The organism is Novipirellula herctigrandis (assembly GCA_007859835.1).
Lineage (GTDB): Bacteria > Planctomycetota > Planctomycetia > Pirellulales > Pirellulaceae > Novipirellula_A > Novipirellula_A herctigrandis.
In genome coordinates this window covers 6,765,260-6,779,175 of sequence record SJPJ01000001.1, presented here as the reverse complement: position 1 = coordinate 6,779,175, position 13,916 = coordinate 6,765,260, and the positions used below count along the sequence as shown (strand labels likewise).

General features: G+C 49.2%; 13 protein-coding genes. 1 reads left to right on the top strand and 12 read right to left on the bottom strand.

The genetic code is table 11. The features are described from left to right. Positions 1-75: 75 nt before the first annotated feature. The 12 genes from wecB to CA13_RS24845 form a co-directional block, all read right to left on the bottom strand. A complete protein-coding gene (gene wecB, locus CA13_RS24900; RefSeq protein WP_146401304.1) occupies positions 76-1,188 on the bottom strand; it encodes a non-hydrolyzing UDP-N-acetylglucosamine 2-epimerase in 1,113 nt (370 codons plus the stop codon). Between the two features lie 114 nt (positions 1,189-1,302). Further along, positions 1,303-2,061: a glycosyltransferase family 2 protein gene (locus CA13_RS24895; RefSeq protein WP_146401302.1), complete on the bottom strand. Its 759-nt coding sequence runs from the start codon at positions 2,059-2,061 to the stop codon at positions 1,303-1,305. Further along, positions 2,058-2,594, bottom strand: a complete 537-nt coding sequence (locus CA13_RS24890; RefSeq protein WP_146401299.1) for a WcaF family extracellular polysaccharide biosynthesis acetyltransferase — start codon at positions 2,592-2,594, stop codon at positions 2,058-2,060. The genes CA13_RS24895 and CA13_RS24890 overlap by 4 nt, the downstream gene beginning before the upstream one ends. Positions 2,595-2,932: 338 nt before the next feature. After that, positions 2,933-4,045, bottom strand: coding sequence for a glycosyltransferase (locus tag CA13_RS24885; protein WP_146401297.1), 1,113 nt, complete (start codon positions 4,043-4,045; stop codon positions 2,933-2,935). A gap of 94 nt (positions 4,046-4,139) precedes the next feature. Continuing rightward, positions 4,140-5,291: a glycosyltransferase gene (locus tag CA13_RS24880; protein WP_146401295.1), complete on the bottom strand. Its 1,152-nt coding sequence runs from the start codon at positions 5,289-5,291 to the stop codon at positions 4,140-4,142. Between the two features lie 21 nt (positions 5,292-5,312). Continuing rightward, on the bottom strand, positions 5,313-6,659 hold the full coding sequence (locus CA13_RS24875; RefSeq protein ID WP_146401293.1) for a hypothetical protein: 1,347 nt from the start codon (positions 6,657-6,659) through the stop codon (positions 5,313-5,315). Positions 6,660-6,727: 68 nt separating this feature from the next. Continuing rightward, the gene (locus CA13_RS24870) at positions 6,728-8,026 is read right to left on the bottom strand and encodes a glycosyltransferase (RefSeq protein ID WP_146401291.1); all 1,299 of its coding nucleotides are present in this window, start codon (positions 8,024-8,026) and stop codon (positions 6,728-6,730) included. A gap of 263 nt (positions 8,027-8,289) precedes the next feature. After that, entirely contained in the window at positions 8,290-8,580 is a 291-nt protein-coding gene (locus CA13_RS35620) for a transposase (protein ID WP_419195153.1), read from the bottom strand. Positions 8,581-8,898: 318 nt separating this feature from the next. Beyond that, positions 8,899-9,558 (bottom strand): ISAs1 family transposase, encoded by a 660-nt coding sequence (locus tag CA13_RS24860; protein ID WP_419194777.1) that lies wholly within the window; start codon positions 9,556-9,558, stop codon positions 8,899-8,901. Next, positions 9,486-9,833: a transposase family protein gene (locus tag CA13_RS24855; protein WP_146401287.1), complete on the bottom strand. Its 348-nt coding sequence runs from the start codon at positions 9,831-9,833 to the stop codon at positions 9,486-9,488. Before CA13_RS24855 ends, CA13_RS24860 begins: the two co-directional genes overlap by 73 nt. Before the next feature lie 411 nt (positions 9,834-10,244). Beyond that, the gene (locus tag CA13_RS24850; protein ID WP_146401285.1) at positions 10,245-12,251 is read right to left on the bottom strand and encodes an acyltransferase family protein; all 2,007 of its coding nucleotides are present in this window, start codon (positions 12,249-12,251) and stop codon (positions 10,245-10,247) included. 201 nt (positions 12,252-12,452) lie between these two features. Then, positions 12,453-13,271 carry an IS5 family transposase gene (locus CA13_RS24845; RefSeq protein WP_146401283.1) on the bottom strand — a complete coding sequence of 273 codons (819 nt, stop codon included), beginning with the start codon at positions 13,269-13,271 and terminating at the stop codon, positions 12,453-12,455. Between the two features lie 293 nt (positions 13,272-13,564). Between CA13_RS24845 and CA13_RS24840 the strand changes: the two genes are divergently transcribed. Further along, positions 13,565-13,916: ISAs1 family transposase (locus CA13_RS24840; protein ID WP_419195152.1), on the top strand; the 352-nt coding region annotated here is incomplete at its 3' end.

Sequence of the window (13,916 nt, the reverse complement as noted above, 5' to 3'; positions counted from 1 at the left end):
GCCACAAGCAAGTTCGACCAGGATTTACAAAATTGGCGGACGGCGCACCACCCCCCATCGCCGCAGTGACTTTCCCTACGCTTGGGTGAGGATCGCTGCAATTCGGCCGGCGGCTTGACCGTCCCATTCTTTGGGGCATTTACCGACGTCGTATTTCCCACTCAGTACAAGCTGCAATTGTTCTGCGAGCAGTTCAGCATCGTTTCCGACAAGAGTGCTACTGCCTTGGGAAACCGTGATCGGTCGTTCGGTATTTTCTCGCATCGTCAAACAGGGAATCGACATCACGGTCGACTCTTCTTGCAAGCCACCTGAATCAGTGACGATCACCTTCGCGCTACTGGTCAAGGAGAGAAATTCCAAATAGCCAAGCGGTGGCATCACGGTGATTCCTGGTGCATCGTCCAGTAGCGATTGGAGCCCAAAACTTTCGATACGCGACCGAGTTCGAGGGTGAATGGGGAACACGACGGGTAGCTCATCACTGACTTTATGAAGCACCTGCAAAATGCCTGACAACGTGTCCTTGTCATCGACGTTCGACGGTCGGTGCAATGTCACCACGCCGTATTCACCCGCGGTGAGTCCCGCATCGGCCAGCGTCGACGTTTCCTTCGCTTTGCTCAGAGAGTGGAACAGCGTATCGATCATCAGATTGCCCACCAAATGAATCGCCGAATCGGGGTGACCTTCTCGCTTCAAATGATCAATCCCGATCGGATCGGACACTAACAGCAAATCGGAAATCGAGTCCGTCACAATTCGGTTGATTTCTTCCGGCATCGCACGATCAAAACTGCGCAATCCCGCTTCGACGTGCACGACCTTGATACCGAGTTTCGCCGCAGCAATCGCAGCCGCCATCGTTGAATTTACATCACCCACAACAACCAGATAGTCAAATGGCTGGCCATCACATCCGGCCTCGAGCACCGGTTCGATTCGCTCAAGAATTTTGGCAGTTTGACCAGCCTGCGTTCCCGAGCCCACATCGAGCGAAACGTCTGGCTTAGGAATATCGAGTTGTTCAAAGAAGACATCCGATAAAGCTTTATCGTAATGTTGGCCGGTATGGATCAGCGTGCAATTTGCCTTTCCCGTCGCATTCAGTGCGCGCAACAAAGGAGCCATTTTCATAAAATTGGGACGCGCACCAACAACACAGGCAAGATTAACAATTTTGGTCATTATTCGTTTCGATTCGCAAAGGGACTCGCAGAAAACGCCCTAGGTGGCTTAAGGTAACAAAGAAGTCACTGCAAGTCATACATTTCATCATTCGGGAACGCCCCACGATTTCCCCTACGCTTCTGGCTTCCGCCAATACTGTGGCAGCTTCCGTAGCGGCTTGGTAAACCGCAATCCCCATGGCGGCTTCATCGCATTGAGCGTCCAAGCGAGTTGGTCGGCTCGATTGGCAGCGATACGATTAGCGACCGAAGCGTTGCTCTCGCCACCGACGCGCATTTTTACGGTCACCTGCGGCAGATAGCCGACGCGAATACCGTGGGCGACCATCAACCGGACCATGCATTCATAGTCAGCGGCCGAGCCATGATCGGTCCGGTACATGCCAAACTGGTTGTAGATTTCACGGCGGACATAGACAGTCGGATGCGGAGGCATCCAACCACGCCGAAATTTGCCGACGTTGTATGAGCCGGATTTCCAATAACGAACGACGCGGTCTGGGTTGGCGGCATCGACATAAAACAGATCGGCGTAGACGGCGTCGAAGTTCCCCGAGTCGAACATCGCGGCCACGGCTGACAATGCCTTGGGAGTAGCCAACAAATCATCAGCATGCAAAAAGCCGACAACATCGCCCGATGAAGCCGAAATACCCTTATTCAGAGCATCATAAATCCCACCATCGGGCTCGCGGATCGATTTAGTCACGACATCCGAATGCGAGGCCACAACCGCGTCGGTCCCATCGCTGGACATCCCGTCGACCACGATGTACTCAAGGTCGTTATAATCCTGTTCCGCCACGCTACGAATCGCCGAAGCAATCGTCGCTTGGCGATTGTAGACGGCGGTGATAAGAGAAACTTTCACGCTTCAAGTCGCCGCAGCATCTTCGCGGGATTTCCGCCCACAATCGTATTGGGCCTGACATCTTTCGTCACGATACTCCCGGCAGCGCACAAGCTATTGCGTCCAACCGTAACGCCTTGAGCAACAAAGCATCTGGCTGCTACCCAGCACTCATCTTCGATAGTGATCGGCTTTATGATCAGTGAGAACTCATCAACAAAGAAGTCGTGGCTTCCAGTGCATAAGAATACTTGCTGCGAGATGCAGCAGTTACTGCCGATTGTCACTTGAGCTAAGTTCAAGATTTCTACACCTTCACCGATCCAAGTGTGGTCCCCGATCAATAAACGCCAAGGGAATGAGATGTTAACGCGAGAACGAATCACGACGCCCTCGCCAATGGTTGCCCCGAAGGATCTCAGCAGCAACACTCGAAAGCCTGAAGGCAGTGGCAGGAAAGGTACAAAGAAAAGGAATCTAACGAAAATCCAAGCAAGCTCCTTAAACTTGGATGCACCCCGATCAAGATTCGCACGATAGTTGCGAAGCCTCATGACGCTAGGAAATGGCTAGAAGTCCGGCATTTCTTTCGAAGTGCATTCACATAAAACGGTGCTATGGAACCGACAAGAATCGCAATGGATGAAGGTTCGGGAACAGCAACGGCCCTAAGCTTGGAATTCAAATAGAACTGAACCGGCGATGCGTCGGCAACCAGGGTCATGACCATTTCCTGGTCGACGGCGTAGCGCATTAAATATCTCCCCTCACCGTATGACATATGTATCAGGTCCCTGTATAGCTCCGACAAATCATTGAAAGGAGCGTTCCTAGACTGGCATCCAAGGCTATCTCGTGCAACAGCCATCGCATTCGTTTGCAACGAGGATCATTAACTATGCATTGTCAAGAGCGAGCGATAACACTCGTTCAACGACGCTGCAATTTGGTCCAGAGTATAATTATCTTCGATAAATTTTGCTACCTTTTGTGACTGAATTTGGCGTTGCGACAAGGACAGTCCCAATGCCTCGTTCAGTCCCCTGTGAATACTTTCACGCTCGGGTTCGACACCGATAGCAAGCCCAGCTTCAAAAGCCTCCGGAAAGTTGCAGCCTTCTGAAATAAGAGGAATGCAACCGAACCCCATTGCCTCTACGACTGCGGTCGGAAAACCTTCGCTAAACGACGGCAGCACAAAGAAATCAGATGATTGAAGAATCTCGTCTTTCGCCGACCCGAACGTCGGCCCAAGAAGTTTCACATTTGAAACTCCTCGATTGTTCAGCAGACATTCGAGATTCGCTTTTTCACCGTCGTCTGTACCTGCAATTACGAGTTCGACATCGGCACGGTTATTCAAACAGCTTTGTAGGAATGCATGAACCAACGGGACAACACCCTTTTTATGATGCAACCGACCAAGAAAAAGAAAACGCGTAAATGTCGGATCTCGTTTCGAGAACTCTGCTGGCAACTCGATCCCGTTTGGAAACAACTGAATTTTCTCTGGTTCGAAATACTTACGAAGTCGGATCGATTCTGGTGCAGAGACGGCGCGGACGATGTCCGCGGCCCTTGCGCGCGGCCCTTCAATGAAGTGGAAGTAGGCCTTCTTCCTCAACCTTTTTTGCGAGACGCTCCAAGGTTCGAGCATTCCATGAGGAGTGTAGATCCACTTAAACCCTCTCTTCTTTAATTCAAAACCTAACCGAGTGGGACCTTGCCAACACCCGTGGCTGACAACAAGACAATGATTCGAATTGGCGTCAGACACCCTTAAAATCTCATCGATGTCATTTTGCTTTGTTGATTTCACGAAGCAAACTCGGTCGACTCCTGATTCTAGCGAACTAGGTATTTCGGTTGCGACGGGCGAGACACACCACACTTCCGACCGAATTCCAAAAGCGTCTTTCAACGCGGGCGATGTCGAAATCGCCGCGTTCCAAATACCAAAATTGACTTGGGTTAAATCATCAACAAGATTGATTATCGTTAACATCGGCTCTCGGACGCGGTAACCCAAAAGGGAGACACTAAACCAACCAACTGCACATGCAGGTTAGCCGGAAAATGCCATTGGTAGTAACTCAATTTCATTCATTCTTCGTTCCGACTGCGTACCGAATGGCAGCAGTAAATCCGGCGACCATTTGATCAAGACAATGCTCTTTGTCGATGGTAACTCTAGCCCCCATGGAGAGCTGACTCAATAGAACGGTATCATCCATCAGCCGTGCAATTGCCTTGGCGCAATCACGCCAGTCATTCTGCGCAAATGTGACCCCGTTTTCCCCATCCTTAAACGCTGCAATTTCGGGGTTATGCGAAGTCATGTCATCGCCCAGAATAATCGGTAAACCATATCCAAATGCATGCAAAAGACTAAGCCCAACATTTGCGGGATAGATAAAACAATCGGATGAATTGAAGCACTGGGAAAGTTCAGTCTCACTGTAAATAGGCCCCGAAAAACCCACATGCTCTTTGATTCCCAATTCGTTCGCAAGCTGAATGAGACGCTCGGCCTCGCCATCGACCGATTTCCCAACCACTCGAAGGAATACAGGCTTACCTGCTCGAACAAGTAATTGAACCGCCTGAAGCGCAACATCCAAACAGTTATCCGCTTGCAATCGAGACACGTGAAGAAGGTGAAAGCATCGTCTCCGTCGAGAAACCCTTTCTTCGATATCAAAATCCTGACGATGCTTTCGCACCTCGACTTGATCGATCGCGTTGGGTGCAACGAAAAATTTCGAATTCGTTTTCCGGTCCTTCTGCAGAGAAACGAGCGTTTGTCGGTCGTACAAAATGACAGAGGATGCCAGATAGGTGATTAGCCCTCTAAGTAGGTCTCGAAAAAAACCCGGCTGCTTCGAACGCCCATGCCCCCAAAGCAGTACGGGCAGTCGTCTTACGAAGCAAATCAGAAGCGCCGGCAGAAGGAACACGAACCTTAGATTCCAGGGCAGCGCGATCGCATCATAGCCACGGGAAAAAGCAAGCGTTAGCGGCGTCAAGGCGAAATGAAACTCACCAATAATCGGAATACTTAGAGTTCGCGAGGAAGCATGAGCTGCATCCATTGAAGTCCTGTCAATTTTTGCATTATTGAGCCCATGCACGTCGCCGTAAAGCAGCTTCACGTTCAACCATGGCTCTTCTCCGAGTTTCGCAAAAAAAGGCACACGGTACAAAGGCAATGCAGGCTGAAAAATGGCGACAGATATGTTCCGGCGATTCATAACCTAAATCCAACGAAGCAGTTAACGGTTTCGCGTGTCATGCGAAACACTCGGAAGACCGATCAAATAGCAAAAAAAGCAAACGAAACCCACCGTAACACAGCTAGCAATAATATGTACACCAAATACGCCAATATCACCCCGAGAGAAACCAACAAACTGCCCGGCCGTAGTGCATAACAAACCGAGTACGAGAGGATGCCGCTCACCGTAGCGGAGCAGATCGTCGAACACCCCCAAAAAGTAGCCAAAAATCCAACCGTAAAAAACAGCGAAAAAAAGCCCACCTTCGTGGAAAAAGTGGCCGACGATACCGGGCCCTACATTAACGTAGCCTGTGGACCAAAAACCGAGATCTCTTGGCAAAGTGTGGCCAAGCGCTTCCGGTTTGTCATCCCACAAAAAACGAGGAATTGGATTGCCAAGAACATAGTAGGTATTAAAGAACGGCTTTTGCTCAAAAACTCTTGATTCACGCAACTCAAACTTCTCGATACAAACCATTGAAAGCCTGACCGCACCCTGTCCGAAACTTTGATTCGCATCGGGTGGCAGGAGACAATACATCGGAAGCGAACGAAGCGTCTCAAGGTGATACGAAAGGTCTATTTTTGCGCCTGTATTCTTGGCACGATATCGCAATCCCGAATAGCCGTTGAGCACAAGAATGCTCACTATACCGAGGATGGCGACATTCCTAATTACTCTTGGAGGGTGCAAAACTCGGGCGCGATAAAAATAGATAACAACTGGAATCGTGGAAAGACAGGCGACCATGTCTCTCCTGCCTGAACCCCGCGTCATAGACAACACCAAGCAGACGGTAAAAACCACAAGAAAGGTAATCCAGTGCTCAGTCTTTTGCCGCACGATCACTTCATGTACGACCAAAACGGTCATCAATACAATGCAATTAAAACTCGCGATCGCCGAAAGGTAACCAAGAATAGGGTGAACCGATGCGAAGAAAGACAAAACAACAACGGTAGCAAAAAACCAAAACAAAACACGTTTTGCCCTATCACTCTCGCCAGGAAAGAACCCGAAAATTTTTGCCGGAAGCCTAGATCGGTTCAACGCGCGCTTGTACGAGAATCTCATTACGGTGAAAAATACTAATACCGCCAACATAAAGAGGTAAAAGGATTCTTCGCTTATATTCGGCAATATGTGGTTCAACAGAAAGGCACGCGGATTGAGCGCAACATCTATCGCCGCCACTCCAACGAATACGATTGATCCAGACAAGAACAATGTATAAAAACGTAGAAGATGAGCTTGCTGACGCAGAAATGGTGTAACAATTTCATGAACGCACCATGCAATAAAGAGAATGGAAAAGACGAAAAGCAGTTGGGCTACAAACACATTAAGATCATGGGTATATTTTTTGTTGCTGGAAAGCAGTTGTGATTGTGTTCGAAACAGCTAGGTTATCAAATCGCGTCCAAAGCACGCGTTTTTTCTTGATCGCCCCCATTGTGCCTTGGGAACAAATTACGCAAAAAGAAATCAATTTTTTTAACTTGGTTTGACCTCGAATATTCGGACTGAAAACCAACGAGCCACGTTTCCGATGGTCGTGGGCGTTCCTCAATGCACTTTCCAATGGCACATGAGAAGCTTGCGAAATCAGGGTCGGAAAGTTCAATTGCCCAAGGCACACTCTTTAGGAAAAGTCGATCCGATCTTGTTGAGTTAACATTGATGATCGGTTTGCCACTTGCAACAAACTCAAATAGTTTCGAACTCAGACCCAAGCCAAGCCTTCGTTCATCAGACAAGAAGCCAATAAGGACATCGGCATCTGCAATCGTTCTTAGTGTTTCTTTATGCGAGCATCGGCCACGAAATACAAAAGCGTTGCCGCTAATGGCTTGAAGGGAGCAAATGTCAGTAGGCTCATTGTCGAATATTTGGTATTCAAGGCGACATTCACCTCTTCTAGCTTCCGCAATCATAGCTAGGTAAGAAACCATCAAAGGTGAAAGCCGAGAAGGTGAACAAATCATAATAGTGTTGGCGTTTTGCCGAGTAGATTTGTTTGCAAGCAAAAAATCAGGAATCCCGTTCGTTACGATTTTAATTTTACTTCTCTGGCCAGCCCAACGATATCTCGCCCATCGTCCATGAATGGGAATCGCATGAGTGATAAGTGCCGCATTTTTATATATGCGATTCTCAAAGCTCCTATGCAAAGGCCGAGTTACTGAAAATCTACTTTGGGGACAAAACCTTTTGTCAATAGTGTAAGGATCTCGAAAGTCTGCAACCCAAGGTTTACCTAGCCTAGAAGACAAAAAACGACCAAGCCAATGGATCGAGTGGTGAGGACTGGATGACAAAATCACATCTGGAGAAAAAGCATTTGCAATTTCGAGTGCACGGCTAGCAATTTGGTGCTGTTTCCAGATTAAAACGTCGGGAACGCAAATTTTCCCAGCAAAGGATAATGAAAATTTACGTATGAATGACTTCAATACACTCTGCCTGGCTGCCTCATCACTTATTGCCTGCTTCCTTCTAGGCCCGAGATATTGTACATCCACGCCAGATGAAACTTCCGATGAAAGGTTAGATTGCGACGCTGTGTATCCATAATGCCGACACAAAACCTTGATGTCCCAACCCATTGGTGCGAGGTGTCGGCACCATTCAGTCATCCGAATAGCACCAACATTTGGGTCGGGAAAGAAAGTCGTTGAGAGAACGAGTAATTTTTTTGAACAAGTCACTATTATCGTATGCCAAGTTTGCTACAGCGTTCTGATCGAAGAAAAGGAATGACCTGGGTGTTGCTGATATAAAACCCCGCATTTATTCAAATCCAGTGCAAGGATGCGACTTTTTCTGCAGGCACAACAAACCAGTGCTAACTATCATGGATCAATGACCATTGTGAAATCGAAGTGCTTGAGTTTGCGGCTTAAAGACTGCAGCCGACACCCCCCTGCCTCACCTATATTATTAGGTTATACTCACGGCCATCGCATCAAAATCAAGCTCCGAATAGGAGTTTTTCGAAAAAGTCAGTGTTCCAGCCGGCTGCTTTTCGCATGCTCTTCAAACTCGATTTCGACGTGTCCTGCTTCCGTGTCAAGAGATCTTCATTAGTCCATCGCCGAAAGCGTGTGTAGACGGTCTGCCATTCCCCAAACTCAGCGGGCAGATCCCGCCATGGAGAGCCGGTTCTGACTATCCACATGATTCCGTTAATGATTGTTCTGTGGTCCATGCACGGGCGTCCACGCTGTTTTTCGGTGCCAGGGAAGCCGATTTCGGATTGCATTAAAACTATGACCTGCTCCCCTTTTCTGTACCAACCGCAGTGAGAAAATCGGGGTTTCATCTGGCCGGGCTAGCCCCAGGGCATTCGCTTTGGTCACTAACTTCCGGCAATAATTGCAGATAGTGCGTGATTATTCCATCCCGCGATCAGGCGTTTGCCGCGAATGCTCTCTTTCTTCAGCGAAGTGTCCCGCTTCAGTATCGATAAAGCCAAACGACAGAACCCGCCCATGATTTCTTGTCCGTTGCCTTTGCGTAGGCGACTGGCATCCTCTGTAAAAGTTACATCAAGCGTCCAGTGAAGCTGATTCTCGACGGTTCAGTGATTGTTGACGTACGATGCGACCAACTTCGCTTTTGGTGGCAAACTACTAATAAAGAACGTGACGCGGTCGGACTCCTTGATCGGTTTGCTGCTTTGGCTTTTCGGATCGGGTTCGCGATGCCGGTGCACCATCCCAATCGTGGCCATATCCGCCCAGCGTCCCGAGTCCTTCAATGATCGTGGCGCGGCCGCAACCGTCACGATTCGCTCTTCAATGCGTCCTCGCGTGGTTCGTTTGGTTTGTTGTGAGCGACATTGTCGACTCTGATAGTTGTCCTCGCCGAACTCCAGAAATGCTTTTTCAATTTCTTCGTACAAGGCCTCTTGGTTCTTCTTCACAGTGATCACGTAGTCGGCTTGTTTGTCGCGAATCTTCGCAATCGTTTTGCGTTGGCAATTCATCGCATCCAAAGTGACAACGGCACCGCGAATTTCGAGTAGCTCCAGCAGCATCGGCACCGCAGTGATCTCGTTCGACTTTTCGTCAGTTGCAACTTGGCCAAGGCAAATGCTCAATCCATCCGCCCACGCACTGACCAGATGTAACGACTGGCGGTTGGTAGCAGCATCAAAACTGTGTCTCACGGTCTTGCCGTCGATGTGGATGCCTTGGCCTTGGAGTTCCAGTTGTAGGTGCTCGATCCAGTCTTGCAAGCAGACATTGAATGCTGCAGTGTCCAAGGCCGCAAAACACGCCCGATCGTATCGTGCGAAGGGATGTCATTTTCCAGCTTGAGGAACGATTTGAACCAATCCATTTTCTCCCATCCAAATCGCTCGACATCGGTCCAAGATTCGGCACCGCAAATGGTGGCACAGAGGGTGATGACAACAATCTCGTAAAGCGAGTGTTGCTTGTTGCCACCGTCAACTCTCGGATCGGGTAAACTTTGAAACGTTGTAAAAATGACCGGTGAAGTTGTCAACATTACAATCCTCGTTGGGGCAATGTTCGGCGAAAACGCCGAATGGGTTCCATATAAAAGCAAGCAAACCGCTTGCTTACTTGACGAAACCAACTGCTACGCAATCATTGTTCCTAACGACACCGAATGGGATTGCCCTGCTCCACCGGCCAGAACGAGGATTAGCGCAATTCATTGCTAAATCTGGCTGAGTTGAATTCTCTACTCTATAGGAAACGCTCTCAACCGACATTTTGTCTCAGAGGTGCCTGCGGGGCATGCCGCTTTTTGACCTGCTGCAAAAGTTCGTCGTTTTTTTGTCATGACAAATCTCCCCTCGTTGAAAATGCAAATTCAACTTCCAAAGCTTTCTACATCCATTAGAGGCAAAACAAGGAACATTAGACGGAGGCTCAAGTGGCCATCCGTCGCTGACTAGTCCTGCTCATGAATTCGAGAGAAAATATCTTCGTATACCGATCGAAGGAAAAATTCGGCACCTGGGCGAGTGAGATGATCTTCATCGCGGTAGTACGAGCGTTCGCCATACAGCCGAAGCCGCTTATTGGTGCCATAGAAAGCATCAATCGGGTCAACAATTTCAAGGTTTTCCGATTGAATGCTGGCGAGTAATTCCACTGTCTCTGCTCGCCGCTGTTGATAATCAGCTTTCCGTGTATCCAACTGGATGCTTCTTTGGTTCAAGCTCGGGAAACGATTTATTAAGAAAAAATCCCTCGCTACGTTTGCCTGGCTTGCGGCTGGCACCTGCAAGACCAACCAGACCTTCACCTCATGCATTGCTAACCGCTTTACCATCTGAGTGAGCTGGCTTTTCAACGCTCTTTGACTGACATCATGTGACGGCACTAATCCCGGGCGGTCAACAACCATAGAATAGTTGCGTACTTTGCCAGTCCGCTCATTGATCTCCGCATCATGGAGCCCGTCGATCATTGACTCCCAACGGGCGACTAGCACTACATGCTTGACGCCACAATTCACGATCCAGTCATAGCGTGATTGGTTAAGGGACGTGGTTGATATTTCACGCGTTAGTCCTTTTAACGGTTTCCACAGCCCAGTCACAGGTGGCAGACCGCTACTTAACAGGGCGTTGCCACTTAAGTTGCCTTCCTTGGCCAATTTGTCCACCAAAGCGGAAACAGCCATGCCATGGCTGTCGCCCCAAAGCACGAAATCGGGGCAAGTGATGCCTGTTCGTTCGACGCCGATGGGAACGCCTGATGAAGTTTCTTCTTGGTATTCGCTTCCTGTCCATACGATATCTTCAATAATCGCAAGCGAGGGTTCATTAAAGCGGCGGGGAAGCCCGCGTTGAAGTATAAACAGTAACCCTGCCCCACCAACGATTGCCGTGACTGTCGCCGCAAACCGGAATGCTGCCGCAGGTGTTCGGAGACGTTGCGAGTCCCGGAACGGAGTCTCAACAAATCGCCAAGATAAATATGAAAGAACCGCCGTAAGCATCAACGCAGCCCCCGTGACATGCACGCTTTCATCAACAAACAAGTGGCGGCAAAACACCAACACAGGCCAGTGCCAAAGATAAAGGGAGTAGCTAATCAGCCCGACCCCCACTAGCAGTTTTCGGGAAAGCAACTGCCCCACAAAAGTAGTCTGGTGCATGTTGGTGGCAATTAAGAGCGTGGCCCCAGCGACCGGCAACACTGCAGCCAGTCCTGGAAATGGAGTGGCTTGGGTGTAATACAACATCGAATACACGATCGAACCTAAACCGATAACGGCAAGTATTTCATTTGTCGACCTGCCTAGCGTTAGTCGGCACCCACCAATCGCTAGCAACGCGCCAGCAAGCAATTCCCAGGCACGAGAAGGCAGCAAATAGAACGCGGCTGAAGGATTTGCATTAAGTTGGCTCACGCTTAACAGAAATGAGACGACGGCAGCAACACTTAACAAAGGAAAAGCCCACTTCGGCTGGCGACGCAACACAAACACTAGCGTCAGAGGAAGTACGACATAGAATTGTTCTTCGACCGAAAGCGACCATGTGTGAAGCAGAGGCTGCAACTCAGCAGATTCGGAAAAGTATCCACTAGAGTGGTAGAAGAACAGATTGGCGATCATTAGCGAATAGGATACTCCCGATTTGCCAAGCCCAATCAACGCCCGAGGCTCCAAAACAATCAGTCCTGTCAGAAATGTGGTGAGCACCACCAGACCCGCAGCAGGCAAAATCCGCCTGATTCGTCGCACCCAAAATCGCTGCAGCGAAAACCGCTCCTCATTAGTTTCACGTGCAATAATTTGTGTGATTAGATAGCCTGAGATCACAAAGAAAACGTCAACCCCAACGTACCCACCTGCTAAACCAATGTTCGCATGAAAGAGAATAACGCCAACAACTGCCACTGCGCGCAATCCATCAATGTCAGCGCGATAGTGTTTTTTTCTCATATTAGGCCATTAAACAATTGCATTTTGTCTTAGGCCGTGAAGCGGCATATAGTATATCAGCGAACATACGAAGTACAAAATTGCTAAGCTGGATGTTTTTGGGTTCAACGGCAAATAAAAAATCGAAAAGGTTGAATTGGTTGTCTGAAGAATACAGCCTGCATAGTGGTGATCGATCCATGCGAGCCTAGGAACTGTATATCAAAGTAGTTTTAGGATTCGCCGCATGGCGGCGAGTTGAACAAATGCGAGGTACGAACAGGTCAATTTATCATAGCGAGTTGCCACTCGGCGTGATTCTTTTAACCAGCCGATCAAGCGTTCGACAATGTTTCGGCGGCGATACGCTTCGCGATCAAAGTCTTCGTTGGGTGACTCGTTCGATCGTGATGCGATTATCGGCTCAATGAGACGGTCCCGAATGCTTTGCCGAATGGCTTTGGAACTGTAGCCTTTATCTCCTGCGATCGCGTCGGGGCGACGGCCATATCGATGCAGACTCAGTTCGCAGTTTGCAATCAAGTTCTCAAACTCGGTTGATTCATGAAGCTGACCACCTGTGACGGTGATCGCTAGCAGTGTCCCATTACCGTCACAAAGCACGTGAATCTTGGTCGAATAGCCTCCGCGAGACTGGCCCAGGGCGTTCAATTCGTCGTTTTCTTCGCTTTGGGGGATCATTCCTGAGGCACATCGATGCGCACGGACTACACTCCCATCGACACTCCACAGCGTACGGTCGATCTTGTCCAGGGCATCGATTCTTTTCAAGAGCGTAGTGTAAATCCTGTCCCAAAGCCCCTCATTGGTCCATCGTTGAAAGCGAGCGTAAACCGTTTGCCACTTGCCCAACTCGTCTGGGAGTTCCCTCCACGGATTGCCCGTTTTGAGTATCCAAAGAACCCCATCGATGACGCATCGGTGTTCGGTCCATGGTCGACCGGATTGATTTTTTCTTCGTTTTGGCAGCAGATGACGGATTGCATTGAACTCTCGGTCTGTGAGACGATGTCGGAGCATTTGGCTTCCTCCTTGGAGCACTTTGGTAGGTACTCCGGGAAGCTGCCGAATGCGTTCAAATCTCGCCAGATCAGTTTGTTAAACAGTGCCTAGTCTTATGGCAACGCTGGAAGTGATAGAGGGAAGCTTATGCCTTTACTCGAGGTTGCTATTCGCGACTTCACCTCAGGGCCGACGCGCACTTTAGGTAGACTGGGGTAGCGCGGTCGAGTTAATTTTGCGATCATTGTTCTTGTTGAATTTGTGTTCTCCAAACAATGATTGGATGCGTTGCTGTGGCTAAGAAGAAAGCGATTGAATTTGATGTTGAAAGCATCCTCGAAGACTTTGCCGAATTGCCTGACCCGCGTTCGCATGTCAATCAGCGACACCTGCTCGGTGACGTCATCGTGATCAGTATCATGGCGGTCATCGCGGGCGCGGAAGGCCCTAAAGCGATTGGTGTTTGGGCTAAGAGCAATGAGCAGTGGCTCAAGAATCGCCTCGAACTTCCCAGCGGCGTTCCATCGCACGATACGATCGGACGAGTCTTGATGACGCTCAAGCCGGCAGCCTTTCAGAGATGTTTTGAGTGTTGGATTAAACGTCTTTCCGGAAAACGTACCGAGAGTGAATTGGATGTCGTCGCGATTGATGGTAAGGCCC